This is a genomic window from Treponema bryantii (assembly GCF_900113965.1).
Taxonomy (GTDB): Bacteria; Spirochaetota; Spirochaetia; order Treponematales; family Treponemataceae; genus Treponema_D; species Treponema_D bryantii_A.
On the sequence record NZ_FORI01000005.1, the window covers coordinates 1 to 17274 of the forward strand.

Annotated in this window: 15 protein-coding genes; 6 read left to right on the plus strand and 9 right to left on the minus strand. The window is 41.4% G+C overall.

The annotated features are described in order from the left end of the window. The first annotated feature begins 378 nt into the window (after positions 1–378). From BM161_RS07215 to BM161_RS07230, 4 genes are all read left to right on the plus strand, one after another. Positions 379–1785 (plus strand): ATP-dependent 6-phosphofructokinase, encoded by a 1407-nt coding sequence (locus tag BM161_RS07215; RefSeq protein ID WP_074931336.1) that lies wholly within the window; start codon positions 379–381, stop codon positions 1783–1785. Between the two features lie 312 nt (positions 1786–2097). Then, positions 2098–3195 (plus strand): family 8 glycosyl hydrolase, encoded by a 1098-nt coding sequence (locus BM161_RS07220; RefSeq protein ID WP_074931337.1) that lies wholly within the window; start codon positions 2098–2100, stop codon positions 3193–3195. An 88-nt stretch (positions 3196–3283) separates the two neighbouring features. Next, entirely contained in the window at positions 3284–6142 is a 2859-nt protein-coding gene (locus BM161_RS07225; protein ID WP_074931338.1) for a glycosyl hydrolase 115 family protein, read from the plus strand. Positions 6143–6171: 29 nt separating this feature from the next. Continuing rightward, the gene (locus tag BM161_RS07230) at positions 6172–6768 is read left to right on the plus strand and encodes a J domain-containing protein (RefSeq protein WP_074931339.1); all 597 of its coding nucleotides are present in this window, start codon (positions 6172–6174) and stop codon (positions 6766–6768) included. Between the two features lie 85 nt (positions 6769–6853). On the opposite strand, the gene tyrS is transcribed toward BM161_RS07230, so the two are convergent. Further along, positions 6854–8086, minus strand: a complete 1233-nt coding sequence (gene tyrS / locus BM161_RS07235; RefSeq protein WP_074931340.1) for a tyrosine--tRNA ligase — start codon at positions 8084–8086, stop codon at positions 6854–6856. 259 nt (positions 8087–8345) lie between these two features. Next, positions 8346–8564, minus strand: coding sequence for a translation initiation factor IF-1 (infA, locus tag BM161_RS07240; RefSeq protein ID WP_074931341.1), 219 nt, complete (start codon positions 8562–8564; stop codon positions 8346–8348). Between the two features lie 138 nt (positions 8565–8702). Here infA and BM161_RS07245 point away from each other — a divergent pair, with 138 nt between their 5' ends. Beyond that, a complete protein-coding gene (locus BM161_RS07245) occupies positions 8703–9059 on the plus strand; it encodes a TraR/DksA family transcriptional regulator (protein WP_074931342.1) in 357 nt (118 codons plus the stop codon). A 95-nt stretch (positions 9060–9154) separates the two neighbouring features. On the opposite strand, the gene BM161_RS07250 is transcribed toward BM161_RS07245, so the two are convergent. Together BM161_RS07250 and BM161_RS07255 are read right to left on the minus strand one after the other, a co-directional pair. Then, positions 9155–10036, minus strand: a complete 882-nt coding sequence (locus tag BM161_RS07250) for a histidinol-phosphatase (protein ID WP_074931343.1) — start codon at positions 10034–10036, stop codon at positions 9155–9157. A 1-nt stretch (position 10037) separates the two neighbouring features. Continuing rightward, positions 10038–11288, minus strand: coding sequence for a response regulator (locus tag BM161_RS07255; protein WP_074931344.1), 1251 nt, complete (start codon positions 11286–11288; stop codon positions 10038–10040). A 317-nt stretch (positions 11289–11605) separates the two neighbouring features. Between BM161_RS07255 and groL the strand changes: the two genes are divergently transcribed. Beyond that, entirely contained in the window at positions 11606–13231 is a 1626-nt protein-coding gene (gene groL / locus BM161_RS07260; protein ID WP_074931345.1) for a chaperonin GroEL, read from the plus strand. A 30-nt stretch (positions 13232–13261) separates the two neighbouring features. Here groL and BM161_RS07265 read toward each other — a convergent pair whose 3' ends face one another. The 5 genes from BM161_RS07265 to BM161_RS07285 all read right to left on the minus strand — a co-directional run bounded on the left by BM161_RS07265 (position 13262) and on the right by BM161_RS07285 (position 17232). Then, positions 13262–13960 (minus strand): hypothetical protein, encoded by a 699-nt coding sequence (locus tag BM161_RS07265; protein ID WP_074931346.1) that lies wholly within the window; start codon positions 13958–13960, stop codon positions 13262–13264. Positions 13961–13968: 8 nt separating this feature from the next. Further along, positions 13969–15156 carry a DUF8086 family protein gene (locus BM161_RS07270; RefSeq protein WP_074931347.1) on the minus strand — a complete coding sequence of 396 codons (1188 nt, stop codon included), beginning with the start codon at positions 15154–15156 and terminating at the stop codon, positions 13969–13971. Beyond that, entirely contained in the window at positions 15153–16016 is an 864-nt protein-coding gene (locus BM161_RS14250; RefSeq protein ID WP_143090516.1) for a hypothetical protein, read from the minus strand. The genes BM161_RS07270 and BM161_RS14250 overlap by 4 nt, the downstream gene beginning before the upstream one ends. Before the next feature lie 71 nt (positions 16017–16087). After that, the gene (gene rnhA / locus BM161_RS07280) at positions 16088–16537 is read right to left on the minus strand and encodes a ribonuclease HI (protein ID WP_074931349.1); all 450 of its coding nucleotides are present in this window, start codon (positions 16535–16537) and stop codon (positions 16088–16090) included. After that, a complete protein-coding gene (locus BM161_RS07285) occupies positions 16537–17232 on the minus strand; it encodes an SGNH/GDSL hydrolase family protein (RefSeq protein ID WP_074931350.1) in 696 nt (231 codons plus the stop codon). The genes rnhA and BM161_RS07285 overlap by 1 nt, the downstream gene beginning before the upstream one ends. Positions 17233–17274 lie beyond the last annotated feature (42 nt).

The following is a 17274-nucleotide window of genomic DNA, read 5'->3' on the forward strand; positions in this document are numbered from 1 at the left end:
CAAAATTGAAAATAAATAAAAACTGCAGGCTGATTTACAAGAAGAATATAAATTATAAGTCATAATTTTATTTTCTGAGCCTGTAAAATTAAAAATATAAAAAAATTACAGGCTGAACTACAGAAAATCTATTAGTTATAAAACAAAATCCTATATATTAAGCCTGCAAAATCATTCAAATTGCAAATCTGCAGGCTATAAAAACTGATCATGTGCAGCGCGCCAAGCCGCTCTATAAATCGAGCGAGCAGTTATGCAGGACGAAACTAAACGACAGTCCCGATGGACTGTCGTTTTTAACGGAACTTTAATCAAGGGCCTATTGTAAATTTATGATATTCATTATATTCTATAATATCTATTCTTTTGAGGTGTGTTATGTCTGAAGAAAAATTCGATTTCACAATTGATAATCTGGGACCTTGTACTATTCCGTCTCCGATTAAGCTTTCTACTGTTCACGGTGACTACACTGCTAACTATGTAAGCGACGATTCTTATGTTATTTCTAACGTAAACGTTTTCGATAAAACTAAGCCGGTTGTGCTTGATTCATCTAATCTTATGGAGAAGGCTGGTCCTCGTGAGAAGATTTATTTTGATCCTACTCACGCTAAGGCTGGTATCTGTACTTGTGGTGGTCTCTGCCCTGGTTTGAATGACGTTATCCGTGCTATTGTTCGCTGTTTGAACACACGCTATGGCGTTAAGACTATTAAGGGATATCAGTACGGTTTCCGCGGATTCTTCCCTGAGAGCGGATATGAACCACTTGAGCTTGATAGATATCTGATTGATGAAATCCACAAGATTGGTGGTACATACCTCGGAACTAGCCGCGGTGGCGGTCAGCGTGTAAGCGAAATCGTAGATTGTATTGAACGCGACGGTATCAATATGCTTTTCATCCTTGGTGGTGATGGTACTCAGCGCGGTTCTTATGATATTGCATGCGAAGTTGAAAAACGTGGTCTTAAGTGCGCTGTTGTTGGTGTTCCTAAGACTGTTGATAATGACCTTATGTTTATTGACCGTTCATTCGGTTTTGAAACTGCTGTTCAGCGCGCTAAGGAAACTGTTGCTGCTGTTCATATGGAAGCAGCTTCTCAGATTAACGGTATTGGTCTTGTAAAGCTTATGGGACGCGAGGCTGGTTTTATTGCCGCTGCTGCAGCTCTCTCTAGCCACGAGACTAACTTCTGTCTTATTCCTGAAGTTCCTTTTGAAATGGAAGGTGAGCATGGCTTCCTCGCTTGTCTTGAGCGCCGTCTTGCTAAGCGTGGTCACGCAGTAATCGTAGTTTCTGAAGGTGCCGGTCAGGATCTTCTCCAGGCTACTGGTGCTACAGATGCTTCTGGAAACAAGAAGCTTTCTGACATTGGTGTATTTTTGAAGAGCGAAATTGAAAAATACTTCAAAGCTAAGAATATCGAAATCAACCTTAAGTATATCGATCCTTCATATCAGGTTCGTGCTTCTGTTACTACTGCAAGTGATTCTATTTACTGTGAGCGTCTTGGTAACAATGCTGTTCACGCTGCTATGGCTGGAAAAACAAAGTGTGTAATTGGTCTTGTTCATGATAAGTTCGTACACCTTCCAATTAAGGCTGTAACTGCTCATCGTAACGCTGTTGATCCAGAAGGATCTCTCTGGCGCGATACTCTGGATGCTACTGGTCAGCCAATTCTTATGGTTAATGATAAGGATAAGGCCCTCGAAAAGATGGCTGCTGCTGTTGCTGGAGCTAAGAGCAAACCTAGTGAGCAGAAGAAAGGTAAATAAAGCCTAAAATAGCAGAACCGTTAAAAAGCAGGCTGCGACAGCGGGCTGCTTTAGGTTCTACCAGAAAATGGCTCAGAGGCGAGACTATGCGAGCCGACTTTATAAAGACCTCGATATATTCGGGGTCTTTTTTTTGTGGCTAAGCGCCAAATACGTCAAGAGGCACTTTTCTTCTGTCTCCGCTCACGCATCTCAGATTTTTCAAATCACCGTTTTTTTACCTTTCTTCTGTTTACTGGGCTTGTTCTGCCTGGCCGATAATAAGAACTTTCCTTTATCGTTAAAATTCCAATACGGTGATATTCTTATTATATGAAAAGTATATTGGAAGAGTTCGGCTATTCTAAATTTGAAGTAGAAAATCGTGTAATCGAATGCTGGAATAATATTTTTGACCAGAAAAATCCGAATCATTTTTATTTCGAAGCAGAAGACGAAACCGGTTATATGGAAGATACCGGTAATGATGATGCCCGTACAGAGGGTATGTCTTATGGCATGATGATGGCTGTTCAGATGAACCGTAAGGATATTTTTGACCGTATCTGGAAGTGGTCTAAAAGATATATGTTTATGGAAGACGGTCCGAATGCCGGATATTTCTGCTGGTCTAATAAGCCTGACGGAACTAAAAATGCTGATGGTCCGGCCCCTGATGGAGAAGAGTATTTTGCTATGGCTCTTTTCTTTGCTGCACGTCGCTGGGGTAATGGAGAAGGTATTTTCAATTACACAGAACAGGGCCGTGAGATTCTTCGTATTGCAATTCACAGTGAGAACAAGATGTGGTTTGAAGAAAATCATCATATCCGCTTTGTTCCTAACTGTCCTTTTACTGACCCTTCTTATCATCTTCCACACTTTTATGAACTCTTTGCTGAATATGCAGATCCTGCTGATAAGGAATACTGGAAGGCCGCTGCTAAGGCCAGCCGTAAATATCTTGTAAAAGCGTGTCATCCGGAGACAGGACTTGCTGCTGAGTATGCTAATGATGAGGGAGAGCCTCTTCCTCCGAAATTTCATGGAACATTCTTCAGTGATTCTTACCGTGTTGCTGCCAATATTGGTCTTGATGCGCTTTGGTTTGGTGGAAATGCAGGGCTCTCTAAGATTGCGGCAAATATAATTAATTTCTTTGATGGTAAGGAAGCTGATGATCTTAAGGATTATCTGATTGATGGTACTGAATTAAAGAAAAATGCAAGACACCCTATCGGTTTGATTGCTACTGTGGCCGAGGCTGCGGCGGCGGTTAAGAGTGATGATAAAGAGGCTCGTGCTGCTGCAGAGCGCGCTGTGCGCCGATTCTGGGATACTCCAATGAGAACCGGCCGCCGCCGCTACTACGATAATTGTTTGTATTTCTTTGCGATTTTAGCGCTAAGTGGACACTATGTAGTATACTAGTGTGCAACGCTGTGATATAATAGTGTCAGTTTCTAGTAACTACGGTGGTTGAGCTTGTCGAAACCACCTTTTTTTATCGAGGTTTTCTATGTTCAAAATTGATGGAAAGAATGTTTTTGTTTTTGATGAGAGTGAATTTTCCGGCGTAAAAAAAATTGCTGATAAGGTTAGCCTTGATGTAGAGAGGGTGACGGGGAAGAAGCCTGCTGTTAGTACGGTGGTTTCGACAGGCTCAACCACCGTATATTTTGTGACTCTCGGCCGGGCGCCTCTCGCAGAAAAGCTTGCTTCAGAGAATGGACTGACAGCTGAAGTTTCTAAAATCACCGGCAAACGCGAATGTTACGTGTTCGCTGTCCGTTCAGACAAAGTCATCATAATCGGAAGCGACAAACGCGGTACAATTTACGGACTCTTCCATCTTTCTGAATTAATGGGAGTTTCTCCTCTTGTAGACTGGGCCGGAGTTCTTCCTGCTCACCGCGATGTAGTTGAGCTTGAAGAAGGCGTAACAGTTTCCAAAGAGCCTTCTGTAAAGTTCCGTGGTTTCTTTATCAATGACGAATGGCCTGCTTACGGCAATTTTACAAATCATAACTTTGGCGGCTTTAATGCCAAAATGTATGAGCATATTTTTGAGCTGCTTCTCCGTCTTAAAGGAAATTATCTCTGGCCTGCAATGTGGTCTGCTCAGTTCAGTTTAGACGGCCCAGGTCTTGCTAACGCTGAGCTTGCTGATGAGATGGGCGTTATTATGGGGGCCAGCCATCACGAGCCATGCTGTCGTAACGGTGAGGAATACCGCTATGTTCGCGGCCCTGGTTCTATTTACGGTGATGCCTGGAACTTCTGGAAAAACCGCGAAGGAATTACAAAGTTCTGGGAAGACGGCTTAAAGCGCAACGGTAAGTTTGAAAACGTAATTACTGTTGGTATGCGTGGAGAGGCTGATACAGCCATTATGCAGAATGCGACTCTTGCAGACAATATTAATCTTCTTCGTGATGTTATTAAAACACAAAACCGCCTTATTCGCGAAAATGTGAATGAAGATGTTATGAAGGTGCCTCGTATGCTTGCTCTTTATAAAGAGGTTGAGCCATATTTCTATGGTGATAAGCACACTAAGGGCCTTATGGATGATCCTGAGCTTGAGGGCGTAACTCTTATGCTTTGTGATGATAACCACGGAAACCTCCGCACTGTTCCTACAGAGCACATGAGAGCTCATAAGGGTGGCTATGGTATGTATTATCATTTTGATTACCATGGATCTCCTTACAGCTATGAATGGTTCAATACAAACTATCTTCCAAAGGTAAAAGAGCAGATGTCTGCTGCCTACGAGTTTGGAATCCGTGAGCTTTGGATTGTAAATATGGGTGATGTTCTTACAAATGAGTTCCCTCTTTCATATTTCTTAAATCTTGCTTACGACTACGATACTTACAGTAATCCTAATTTTACTACAGCTGAATATACAAAGCGCTGGGCTGCTGCACAGTTCAATTATTTTAATGATGACCAGAAAGCAGAGGTTGCAGATATTCTTATTAAGGCTACTAAGATTGCAAATATGCGTCGTACCGAATGCATTCAGCCGGATACTTATGCAGCCGAAAACTTTGGTGAAGGCGACAAAATGCTTGCTGCTGCCAACGATTTGATTGCACGTACAGAAGCTTTGCTTAAGGCTGTTCCAGCAGAACAGGAAGCTGGTTTTTATAGTCAGGTTTATCTTCCTGTTTGTGGTGATATGAATGTACTTCGTATGCAGCTTTACAGCGGCAAGAATCGTTTCTTTGCAGAACGTAATGCCCTTGTTGCAAATAATTATGCAGATAAAATGAAGGAATGCTATGCCTATGATAAGGCTATTGTTGATGCCTGTGATAAGGTAGGAGGCGGCCGCTTCTTTGGAATGGGCTGGTCTGAGCATTTCGGTTTCCGTAACTGGTGTGAAGCTAATAACCAGTATCCGGTTTATATGTATGTTGAACCTACACGAAAAAAGCGTGCTGTAGTATGGGTGGAAGGCAGTTCATTCTATACAACAGGTCAGGATTGGACTATACGAGACCTTCGTCTTACATCTTTCAGAAACCCTGATGTGAATGAAGCTTGTGTAAAGATTGCCTGCTGTAATGCTGAAGGCGTTGAACTTAATACTTCTACAGAATGTAACTGGCTGTCGTTTACAGTTGAACATGATGTTGAAAAACTGACAGCAGACGGTAAGAGTGGACTTAACACAATCAAAATTAAAATTGACCGCGAAAAACTTGCCGCTTCTGTTGATAAAAAAGCAGTAGTTAAAATAGAAGGAAATGATGGTCATGGAGCACGCATTCTTGTAAATATACATGTGGATGCAGAAACACCAGACACTAATTTCCCAGCCGGAACTTTTGTCCAGACAGATGATTACATCAGCATTGAAGCACCTCATTTTGTTCGTTCTGCTGGTTTTGATGTTCTTGATGGTTATGGAAAAACTCTGGGTGCTGTAAAGGCAAAAGATGTTACTACAAGCTTTGCACCAGGGGCTTCTGATGCACCGTTTGTTGAATATGCTTTTGCTTTGGATAAGGATTTTGTAGAAAAGACTGGCGGAGTTATGGCTTTCGATTTTTATCTGAATCCATCTAACCCGGCTTATAAAGATAATAAACTTCAGTTTGTTGCAGAGGTAAATGGTAAAAAGCTTTTGAAGGACCTTGTTGATTCTGAAAAGTTTGCGGTTGGTGACAATCAGGAGCCTTGGAGCACAGATGTAACAAATCATATCCGTATTGCAACTGTTTATGCAGATTGCCATGCAGGTTTGAACTCGCTTAAGGTGAGCCCGGTAACTCCAAATATTGTTCTTGAAAAGATTGTTATTCATGAAGCAAATAAGGAAATGCCTTACAGTTATCTTGGTGCACCGGAAACTTTTTGCTTGTAACCCTTTAAGATTTTTATTATTTTATTAGTATGAGTAACTATTACGAAATATTGGGCGTTTCTAAGACTGCTACTGCAGATGAAATTAAAAAGGCTTACAGAACTCTGGCCTTTAAATATCATCCGGACAGAAATCCTGGAGACGCCGCTGCTGAAGAAAAATTCAAGCAGATTAGTGCCGCTTATGATGTACTTAGTGATGAATCAAAACGCCGTAATTATGATTTAGGCGGCTATTCTGATAATTACTCATACAGTTCACAGTCTGCTAATTCACAGCAGCAGTATCAGAGACAGTACCAGTATACTTATCAGAATCCTTTTGGTGAGGATAATTTCTGGGAATGGTTTAATGGTGCACAGTGGCGCAGTAGAAATCAGCAGGCACAGAATTCAAACAATAATTATTCACAGTATCATTATACACAGGATGAAGAGCCACAGACACGAGGTTCATATTTCTCTACCTTCGTACTCAAGGTTCTTCAGACTCTTGTGGGCCTGATGTTCTTCAGATTCTCATGGTTTATTATTCCGTTCGGACCGATTATTTGTATTGGTGTGATTGCGAGTGGCGTAAGCGGAATAGTAAAATCTTTGAAGGGATTGTTTAAGCCATCTAGATAAAATGGATTGCTTCGCTGCGCTCGCAATGACGTTGCACGTGTCATTGCGAGGCTGAAAGCCGAAGCAATCTATTTTCTAAAAAGAACTAAATCATTCCGATAAAGTACTTCTTCTTTCCGCGGCGGAAAATCAGAATCTTTCCTTCAAGTGCCATATCTTTAGTGATAACCTTTGTTTCATCATTTACAGTTTCACCGTTGATAGAAATAGCATTGTTCTTAATGAACTCGCGGGCTTCTCGCTTTGAGCTTGCCATGCCGTTGTTTACGAGCACGTCTACGAGTGGAAGTTCTTCCTTGAACTCAAAGTTTGGAACTCCCTTAAGTCCCATCAGAATATCATTTACAGAAAGGCCTTTGAACTCGCCTTTGAAGAGTTTTTCAGAAACCATAACGGCATTGTCTGCTTCTTCTTTTCCGTGGAGGTCTTTAACAACTTCCCATGCAAGAGTTTTCTGAGCAATACGTGTTTCTGGAGCAGCCTGCTGCTGAGCGTAAACTTCTTCAATCTGTTCCTTTGAAAGGAATGTGAATACCTTGAGGTAGTCGAGAACCAGGTTATCATCTGCATTGATGAGGTACTGGTAGATTGCGTATGGAGAAGTTTTATCCTTGTTAAGCCAGAGAGCGTTTCCTTCAGACTTACCGAACTTCTTTCCAGTTGCGTCGAGGATAAGTGGCATTGTGAAAGCGTAAGCCTGTCCGTCGAGCATTTTGCGGATGAGGTCTACACCAGTTGTGATGTTTCCCCACTGGTCTGAACCTGCAACCTGCATGATACATTTTTTGTCCTGGAAGAGGTGAACAAAGTCAAAACCCTGGAGGAGCATGTATGAGAACTCTGCAAAGGTAATACCTGTTTCAAGACGACGGCGGATGATATCCTTGTCGAGCATGTAATTCAAGCTGATGTATTTACCAATGTCGCGGAGTGTGTCGAGGAATGAGCGGTCTTTCCACCAGTCGTAGTTGTCTACGAGTTCTGCTGTTGGAACCAGGCGTTTAATCTGCTCACGGATTCCACCGATATTTGCGTTTACAGCTTCTTCTGAAATAATTTCGCGTTCTGCTGTTGGGCGTGGGTCACCAATGCGGCCTGTTGCACCACCGCACAAAAGAACCGGGTGATGTCCTGCATTAGCGAGGCGCTTTGCCATACAAAGAGATGAGTAGTGGCCGAGGTGAAGGGAATCGGCAGTTGGGTCAGTTCCCCAGTAAAAAGCGAATGGAGCTCCGTCCAAAACTTTCTGCAAATCAGCTTCTTCGCCTGCAACGTCTTTGATAAGACCTCGCCATTTCAAGTCTTCGAAAAGTGTCATTTTCATTTCTCCTATAATTTTTTCTAAAAACAAAAAAGGCTTTCCTTTTACGGAAAGCCTTGTAATTACCTTAATCAGTAAAACACAATCACACTAGCGTGCGGTTTCCGTACAAGCAGAGAGAAAATCATAGCTATAATAAAGGTAAGCCAACGTAGAGGAATTGATTTTCTGTGCCCAACGGACAATGTGTTTCATAGTGTGTAAACCTTATCAGATATTATTTTATCTGTCAATAAAGGCCGGTAGGGCCTGCACATTAGCGCTCGCGGAATACGATGCGTCCCTTGTTCAAATCATACGGAGAAAGTTCAACTTTTACGCTGTCGCCTGGTACGATTCTGATGTAATGCTTTCTCATTTTTCCAGAAAGATGTGCGAGAATTACGTGTCCGCCTTCAAGTTCTACGCGGAATGTTGTGTTTGGAAGTGCTTCTTTTACTACACCCTGCACTTCAATAGCTTCTTCTTTTGCCATATTTTTCCTTATAAAAAATCATTTATTTTGCAAAAAGTGTTTGTCTTTTTACCGATTTGCATTTATATTAGTTATTATATACAAAACAGCATAACTTGACAACACAAGTAAAAAATGGTTTTGGGAGGATTTATAAATATGGACAAAGCTTTTCTTAAAAAAATGAAGGAATATTTACTTGAACAGAGAAAAACTCTTCTTGCTTCATTGGCAGATCAGAGTGAAGATATGCGTGGCCTTATTAAAACCGTTGAGTCTGGAGACGAAGCAGATGTTGCTGCTGATGTAATTGATAGAACTCTTTTGACTGCTCTTGGAACACAGGATGCAAATAGACTTCAGCAGATTGATAGTGCACTCGACAGAATTAATCAGGGAACATACGGACGCTGTGTAAAGTGTGGTAAAGAAATTCCTCAGGAAAGACTTGAAGTTCTTCCTTATGCGCTTATGTGCATCAGCTGTGCAAGTGCTCAGGAGAGAAAGAACAGATAAGCCTAAAATCGAAAATCCGTTAAAAAACGGGCTGCGACAGCGGGCCGTTTTAGGATTATCGAAAGAACGGCTCAGAGGCAAGCTGTGCTTGCCGACTACAGTTTTACTATGATATTTTCAGGATATACCAGCTCGGTATATCCTGTTTTTTTTGCTATTTCTGCGGCGCGGTCAAAGGCGCAATCCAGGCCGTCTGTAGTGTGAGCATCAGAATTAATACATACAGGAACTCCATAATTGTGAAGGAGCTCCAGAAACTGCTGAGAAGGGTAGGTATCGTCCATTGCACCACGGGCAATAGCACCTGTGTTTATTTCTGTAATAACTCCGGCATTAGCAATTACCTTTGCAGTAGCCCTCAATTCATCTTTATACCAGCTTTCATTTTCATCAAAAATCTTTAGTTCGCCGTTTCGTTTACGCAATAAATCCGGGTGAGCAAGAATATCAAAATTGCCTTTAAGAAGCATTGTGCGCTCCGCTTCAAAATAATCACAGACTGCCTTTTTGCCATCTATTTCACCGTTTGGTTTTGAATACAGTTTAATCAGATTTTCTTTAATGACTTCGGCATGGTGATCTACTGTGTAAAAGCCTTTATCTGTTGTTACAAAGTGAACGGCACCAATCAGATAATCTGGAGAAAACTCTGCATAAGAAGTTTTGTCTGGGATGGCAGTTCCATACTCCGGAGAATCAAAATAATCAGCTTCAAAGCCAAGATATATCTGCAGCTGGCCGGCATATTTTTCTTTAAGGCGGCGGATTTCTTCTGTGTAGCTTTTTATATCAGAAGAAGGAATGTGCCATACGTTATCGAAGGGCTTGTAGAACTCTGGATTCATAGGGTGAATACAGTGACCCGAAAAGCCGAGAACGGTAAAGCCTTTGTCGATTGCTGCAAGAACCATTTCTTCTGCAGTATTTTTTCCGTCACAGAATTTTGAGTGAGTATGAAAGTTTGCTTTTGTTGACATTTTATTCCCTTGTTTTAAGAACAGAAAGACATTTCTGTACAAGGAAGTTTGGTTTCTGAGGTTTTACAAGATAACTTGCAGCGCCTGCACTCAATACCTTTACAACAATATCTTTCTGAAGACTTGGTGAATAGATTACGATTGGTGGTGTATGAGGCATGCTGTGGAGTCTCTGAAGGAGTGAGAGACCTGTCTGATCACTCAATAATACATCGAGGATGATTAAATCAAATTTACCATCTTCGTAATCCTGCAAAAACTGCTGGCCTTTTGTATAAGTAGAACAAGAGGCACCGCTCTGTTCAAAATAATTCTTTGTAAGTTCAAGGCTCGCTTCATCACTGTCTATAATTGCAATTGTAAGAACTGTACCGGTGTTCTTTGGAACAGGAGAGTCTTCAAGAGTATCTGATGAAAAGCGGGTTGCAATAGAAGCCGAATCCTCTTCTTCGTAAGAAGGTGTAAGAAAGCGGTTTGTAATAAGATCTGAAATATCAGATGTAATAGAAGTATCTACAAGATCATTAAGAACGCGGGAAAGATTTGAAGTCATTTCAATTCCTGAGTAATTTGAGTGACCGTTAAGCATTTCACGTACAAAGTTACTGAGAGAAAGAATCTTTACGTTCTTTGCATGAATCTTCTGGCAGGCAAGTACGTTATCAATAAGGAATTCAAGATTGTAGCCGTCTACAAAGGTAAGCTCAAGGTTTGTGAGCATGATTACTACCTTTGGATTTTCAATCTTTTCGCGTGCAATCATTTCTGAAAGCTTAAACTGAAGAAGTGCAATTTTTTCGCGATTAAGGCCGAGTGCAAGTTCAATAAAGATGATGTTGTTGTTGCGGTGAAGGTCAAGAATACACGGTGTTGTATCCATTGAAAGAGGAACACGAACAACGAGTCCGATAGACTTAAAGAACATATCGAACTGAACTGGCTTTTCAAAGTATTTTATTACGCCATATTTTGCGTAGGCTGCAATAGTTGAGCGGTCCTGCTTTGGACCAGTAATGATTACAGGAATATCGGCGCAGTTTGTGTCGCGCATCTTTTTCTCAAGGAATTCCATTTCCATGGTGTTATCATATTCCATATCAAGAATGATAAGATTTGGAAGTGAAGTAATTACCTTAGTGTAGATATCGCGGTTTTCCTGTGTTGTTATTACTTCAATCTGGTCTTCTGAAAGCTTCTGCTTCAGAAAATCTCTAAACAACGGATGACTGTCTGCAATCAATACCTTTTTCATTCTTATATAATATCATATAAATTTACAATCGAAAAGATAAAAAATCGAGTTCGTTAAGTTGAAGGGCTCCCGCTGAAAAATCCCATAGGCTGCTGGCGAGCTAGTTTTTTGTGTAAACAATCCTGCGGTTTTTTCTTCGAAAAAATCCTCGGATTGTTTGCTATGGCTAAACGCCAAAACTCCTCGATGCAGCCTATGGTCTTTTTCTGCTCCGCCATTCAACTTAAAAAATACGAATTTTCTTGCCGATTGGCTGAAATTTCTATATTTTATTATATAAGATTAAATTTTAAACTATAAAAAGAGGTATATAGAAAATGGCAAAACAGTTATTGTTTAGTGAAGATGCTAGAAAAAAGCTTTTGAGTGGCGTTGAGCAGATTTCGAAGGCTGTAAAGACAACTCTCGGACCTTGTGGACGTATGGTTATGATGGACAAGAAATATGGTTCACCAGTAATCACAAAGGACGGTGTTTCTGTAGCAAAGGAAATTGAACTCCAGGATCCATATGAGAACATGGGAGCTCAGTTCGTACGCGAAGTAGCAAGCAAAACTAACGATGATGCCGGTGATGGTACAACTACTGCAACTGTACTTTCTTACGCACTTGTACGCGAAGGAATTAAATCTGTAGCCGCTGGTATGAGACCAATCGAAATTAAGCGCGGTATGGATAAGGCTGTTAAACTTGCAGTTGAAGAAATCAAAAAGAATGCAAAGCCTGTAAAGGGCGCTGATGATATTACAAACATCGCAACAATTTCTGCTAACAACGATCCAGAAATTGGTAAGATGCTTGCTGACGCTATCGAAAAGGTAGGAAAAGACGGTGTTATCACTGTAGAAGAATCAAAGAACATGGAAATGACTGTTGATACTGTAGAAGGTATGCAGTTTGACCGCGGATACATTTCTTCTTACTTTGTAACAGACCGCGAGCGCATGGAAGCTGATTTTGATGACGCTTACGTTTTGATTTACGACAAGAAGATTTCTGCAATGAAGGATCTTCTTCCAATTCTTGAAAAGGTAGCAAATGCTGGTAAGGCTCTCGTAATCATCTGTGAAGATGTTGAAGGTGAAGCTCTTACAACTCTCGTTTTGAACACAATCCGTGGAACAATCAAAGTTTGTGCTGTTAAGGCTCCTGGCTTTGGTGACCGCAGAAAGGATATGCTCCAGGATATCGCTATTTTGACAGGCGGTACTGTAGTTTCTGAAGAAGTTGGACTTAAGCTTGAGACTTGTGGAACAGAAGTTCTTGGTAAGGCTAAGTCTATTAAGATTGACAAGGACAACACAACAATCGTTGGTGGTGCCGGAGCTTCTAAGGCTATCAAAGACCGCGTTGCAGAAATCAAGACTGCCATTGAAAAGTCTACATCATCTTATGACAAGGAACAGCTCCAGAAGAGACTTGCTAAGCTCGCTGGTGGTGTTGCTGTAATCAACGTTGGTGCTAACACAGAAACTGAAATGAAAGAAATGAAGTTCCGTGTTGAAGATACAATCGCTGCTACACGTGCCGCTCTTGAAGAAGGTATTGTATCTGGTGGTGGACTTGCACTCATCGAAGCTTCTAAGGCTTTGAACGAAATCCCAGCTGACCTTACAGAAGATGAAAAGGTTGGATTTAAGATTGTACGCCGCGCTCTCGAAGAGCCAATGCGCCAGATTGCAGAAAATGCAGGTCTTGACGGAAGCGTAATTGCTGAACGCGCTAAATCAGAAAAGAAGGGTGTTGGATATAACGCTCGTACTGGTGAATGGGTAAATATGCTTGAGGCCGGAATTATCGACCCAGCTAAGGTTACTTGTTCAGCTTTGAAGAACGCAGCATCTGTAGCAGGAACTCTCCTCACAACAGAATGTGCAATTACAGACATCCCAGAGCCAAAGGCACCAGCTGCCCCAGCTCCAGACATGGGCGGAATGTACTAGTAGCTCAGAGGCAGGCTGTGCTTGCCGACTCTATCTGCAGATTTTAATACCTGCCGAAATAATCATGCCCTGGGCGTTCTTGTCGCTGATGAGGCCGCCCACAGGTGCATAAACATTAATTGTTGGCCCCGCTCTAAGCTGCGGGGTCAAATTATATAACCAGCTTCCACCTGCGGTTGCATAAAGCCATCGCATTTTTCCCCAGAAATATTCATTGATTTTAGAAACATCTTCCCCGGCAGAGCCAGTCCATCCTGAATCATTTTCTTTTACACCAGGTGAAAGAAGTCCAAAACGCATATAAACACCAAGACCGGCAGAAAGCTGGAAACGGCTTTTTTCACGATAGATTGAGAACACGGCTGGAATATTAAGCATGAAGTTTAAGGTTGTTGTTGTTCGGTTTTCAATTTCTGCAGGAAGAGCTTTATCTTCATAATAAAGATGATTCATCATAAAAAAGCTTACAACCGGTTGAATTGCAATTTTAGAATCATCTGGCCAGAGAAAACCAAGTGAAATAGGGTATACAATTGGAGAAGGAGCACTGACGAGGTAACTTTCAGTGTTGAGATAAAGTCCCGGCTCAAACTGCATTACAAAGTCGGCAGTCTGTTTTTTGGGACTTTGAACAGCTTCTTCGGTTACTTGTTCAGTGGAATCAAGTTCCTGGGCAAAAAGTGTAGTGAGACAGAAAAGTGATGTGAAAATCAAAAGAAGTTTTTTCACTGCTTCTCCTAAATCAGTCTGCTGTAGAGAGTTCTTTCAAGGTTTACCTGAAGGAAGCCTGCACGGCCTGTTTTGTAGAATGAAGATTCTTCCCATGCGGCATAGAGAGTTGTGCCGGAAATAACAAAATCAGAATAAACAAAACCTACAGGAAGCTTTGGAAGTCTTATTGCAACAGTTTTACCGCTTCTAAGAATGTGTTTTCCAGGAAGTGCACCCTCAAGGAAAAGAGTTCCATCTTCAAATAAAGCGGCACTCCAGCTTGCAGAAAGAATAGCTTTTGCATTCAGTTCTTTTTCGGTGCTGTTAGGAACACTGTTTTCAAATACGCGTGGAGAGCTTCCGCCGGCATTTTTTACTTCAATACTGAAAGGAAGTTTATCATCAAAACCTGCGAGCAGTTTTTTAATGCGATCCGGAGCATTTGTATAATTGTAATGCAAACGACAACTGCGGAAATATTCTGCATCGCATTCCTGAATATCAATTTTTCCTTCTGCTGTAGAAGGCGAAAGGGCGAGTAAAGGAATGAGCGGCTTAAAGGTAATGTATGAAAACTCATTTTTGGTTTCAGAGATAGTCTTTATGCTGCAGCACCATTCAAGGCCGTTCCAGTAAAAATCAGTTACTTCGGAATTAGTTTTGTCTGTAATATTATTGCAGTTTAAAATAGGGTAAGAGATTTTTGCAGTTGGATCGAACTGAAGCAGGAAAAGATGTGCAGCGCCGTCATTTTTATAATCAGATGCAAGAATTGTATCGTTGAAGAAGGCGCTTTTATAAACAGAGTAAACCGGAATGTTATTAAGGAAAACAAGGTTACCGGCAGTGCGGTCAGTAAAAAGAGATGTGTCTAGTGAAAGATAAATCATATCATCATTAAAAGAAAGGATTCCTAGTCTGTTTACAACAGCGTAAGCCTTTGAATCTGAGAACTGTGTACAAGGTTCATTGTTAGCAGAAGAAATTCTAACAGTTTCTGTCCAAGGCTTTGGAACCTGGAGAGGAGAATTCTGCGGTTTATCTATCTGATGATAATTTGTGTTCGAAAAATAATACCAGTTATGGTTTGATTTAGTGATTTCTACAGAAATTGCATTTGGAACTGGAAGCTGAGCCTGTTCTTTCTTACAACTGAATAATACAAGAGGTGCGAAAAAGAGTAATGATGTAAATGCCAGTTTAAAATATTTCATATGTCTCCAATGTATATCGGTAGATAAATATACTCAAGTGATATATTTTTTGAACTTTTGTAAGTTACAAAAAGTCCCACTTTTTTAGCATCTGATATAAGAATAGGACTGTTTTTTAGAACTGTAAACTGTTTTTTTTGTAGGAAACGCTTGTTTTCTGGAACAAAAGAAGAAAAAAATACAGAATTCTCCTGTGAAAGGCCGGTTGTGGTTTGAATATATTCAGCTTCAAGCGCGGCAGCCCCTGTCAGATTCAGCAGGGAAGATTTGAAATTGTGAGAAGAGATTTCATCCAGAATTGAGGATTGGGAGAGAAGCCAGGGATTATAAAACAGTTTTGTGTCGGATATGAGTTTTTCTTCTATTGATTTCTGGGCTTTTTTCCAGTTGAAGGTGCTGATCAGATATTCTATGTCTACAGGCGGAAGGCATTGTTCTTTACCTTCGTTGAACAGTTTTTGCATTGTGTCTGCAAGAAAGCCCTGTTCCCAGGTTATTTTTTGATTTTCTGCGGTTGGGTAAAGGTAGCCGGCAGGCAAGAAATAGCTGCATTCATTCTGGTCTTCCAGGAGGGTGATGGGATAGGCGGAAACGCAGAGGGGGCGATTCGTTTTTATGGGGACGGCGACAGTTGTCGCGGTGGTATAAAAATAATACAGGGCTTCGGCACTGGTAACTTTTACAAGCCATCGGGAAAGGGGCGGATAGGCAGCGGAGCGTGAGTCCTCTGGCGGCCAAGTGGGGAGTTCAAGGGCTAAGTTTTCTTCTGGCGGGCAGGTAGTATTGGAACTGCAGGCTGTGAAGGGAAGAACGATAAGGCTTGAAATCAATATAAATGATGATAAAAATAAAAATCTCATACTATATAAATAGTATGAGATTTAATATTTCAGGAAGTTTTTACAGAATTTTTTTTTGATTTTTTTTATGATTATTCGAATTTTGCGATTTCTGCCTGGCAAAGCTGGTCGCAGATTTCGTTGTATTCAATTCCTGCATGGCCTTTTACCCAGTTCCAGGTAACGTTGAGACCTGCGTTGAGGCTGTCTAACTGTACCCAGAGATCCTGATTTTTTACAGGCTTTTTATCTGCAGTTTTCCAGCCCTTTGATTTCCAGCTTTTAATCCAGGTGGTAATGCCGTTTTTTACGTACTGACTGTCGATGTTTACAGTAACGTGGCATTCTCCAAAGGAAGGAGTGTTGTGAACAACTGTGAGGGCTGTAATAGCGGCCATAAGTTCCATGCGGTTATTGGTTGTAAGTTTTTCGCCGCCGGAGAGCTGTTTTGCAACTCCGTCTGCAATTACAACAATTCCCCAGCCGCCTGGACCAGGGTTTCCGTGGCAGCCGCCATCTGTATAAATAGTTATTTCTTTCATTAAAATTCTCTTTTGATATTTGATAAGAACTCAACCCAGGCCTTGGAAAGCTGTTCGTAGCCTTTTTCGTTCGGATGGATTCCGTCGTAGCACATAAGCTCTTTATGGTCTTCGAAAATTGTCCATGGATCAAGGAACTGAACATTGTTCTTTTTTACAAAGTCTGCTTGTGCGTTTTTATAAACCAACTGATTTTTGCCGAGAGTTTCTGAGGTTCCGCCAAGGAAGTTAGAAATAGCAGCTTCATCCTGACCTTTGATGATGGTTTTGTACCAGTCATCGCAAACGTATGGAATGAGGCCCATCATAAGAGGTGTTGTTTTATTGGCGCGGCAGAGTTCTACCATCTGGGTGAGGTTTGCAAGATACTGATCAAGCGGAACCTTGGGCTGAATCTCTGCAGCAGGCGGCAACTGTGCGTCTGGCTTAAAAATATTCCAGTCGTAATCGCAGTCGTTCGATCCGAATTCAATTACACAGAAGTCGGCCGCCCCGTCCTTTTCAAAAAACTTCTGAAGTTTGATCAGGCCTTTGCTGGTGATGTTTCCGTAGATTGCACGGTTGTCCAGTTCAAAGCCAAGCTTTTTCTGGGCAAGTGTGAGGGAATCGTTCTCGGTTACATCAAAAAGCTTGTTGGAACCGGGAATGGTGATTACGCCTTTGAGAATTGAATCGCCGAAGACGACTAATTTCATGTGGACCTCCTGAAGGTGGTTTCGATACACGCCGCTTTGCGG

Coding starts and splice junctions, on each gene's coding strand:
- groL (WP_074931345.1), top strand. CDS start 11,606: ATGGCAAAACAGTTATTGTTTAGTGAAGATGCTAGAAAAAAGCTTTTG.
- BM161_RS07215 (WP_074931336.1), top strand. CDS start 379: ATGTCTGAAGAAAAATTCGATTTCACAATTGATAATCTGGGACCTTGT.
- BM161_RS07230 (WP_074931339.1), top strand. CDS start 6,172: ATGAGTAACTATTACGAAATATTGGGCGTTTCTAAGACTGCTACTGCA.
- BM161_RS07270 (WP_074931347.1), bottom strand. CDS start 15,156: ATGAAATATTTTAAACTGGCATTTACATCATTACTCTTTTTCGCACCT.
- tyrS (WP_074931340.1), bottom strand. CDS start 8,086: ATGACACTTTTCGAAGACTTGAAATGGCGAGGTCTTATCAAAGACGTT.
- rnhA (WP_074931349.1), bottom strand. CDS start 16,537: ATGAAAGAAATAACTATTTATACAGATGGCGGCTGCCACGGAAACCCT.
- BM161_RS07285 (WP_074931350.1), bottom strand. CDS start 17,232: ATGAAATTAGTCGTCTTCGGCGATTCAATTCTCAAAGGCGTAATCACC.
- infA (WP_074931341.1), bottom strand. CDS start 8,564: ATGGCAAAAGAAGAAGCTATTGAAGTGCAGGGTGTAGTAAAAGAAGCA.
- BM161_RS07245 (WP_074931342.1), top strand. CDS start 8,703: ATGGACAAAGCTTTTCTTAAAAAAATGAAGGAATATTTACTTGAACAG.
- BM161_RS07255 (WP_074931344.1), bottom strand. CDS start 11,288: ATGAAAAAGGTATTGATTGCAGACAGTCATCCGTTGTTTAGAGATTTT.
- BM161_RS07250 (WP_074931343.1), bottom strand. CDS start 10,036: ATGTCAACAAAAGCAAACTTTCATACTCACTCAAAATTCTGTGACGGA.
- BM161_RS07225 (WP_074931338.1), top strand. CDS start 3,284: ATGTTCAAAATTGATGGAAAGAATGTTTTTGTTTTTGATGAGAGTGAA.
- BM161_RS07220 (WP_074931337.1), top strand. CDS start 2,098: ATGAAAAGTATATTGGAAGAGTTCGGCTATTCTAAATTTGAAGTAGAA.
- BM161_RS14250 (WP_143090516.1), bottom strand. CDS start 16,016: ATGAGATTTTTATTTTTATCATCATTTATATTGATTTCAAGCCTTATC.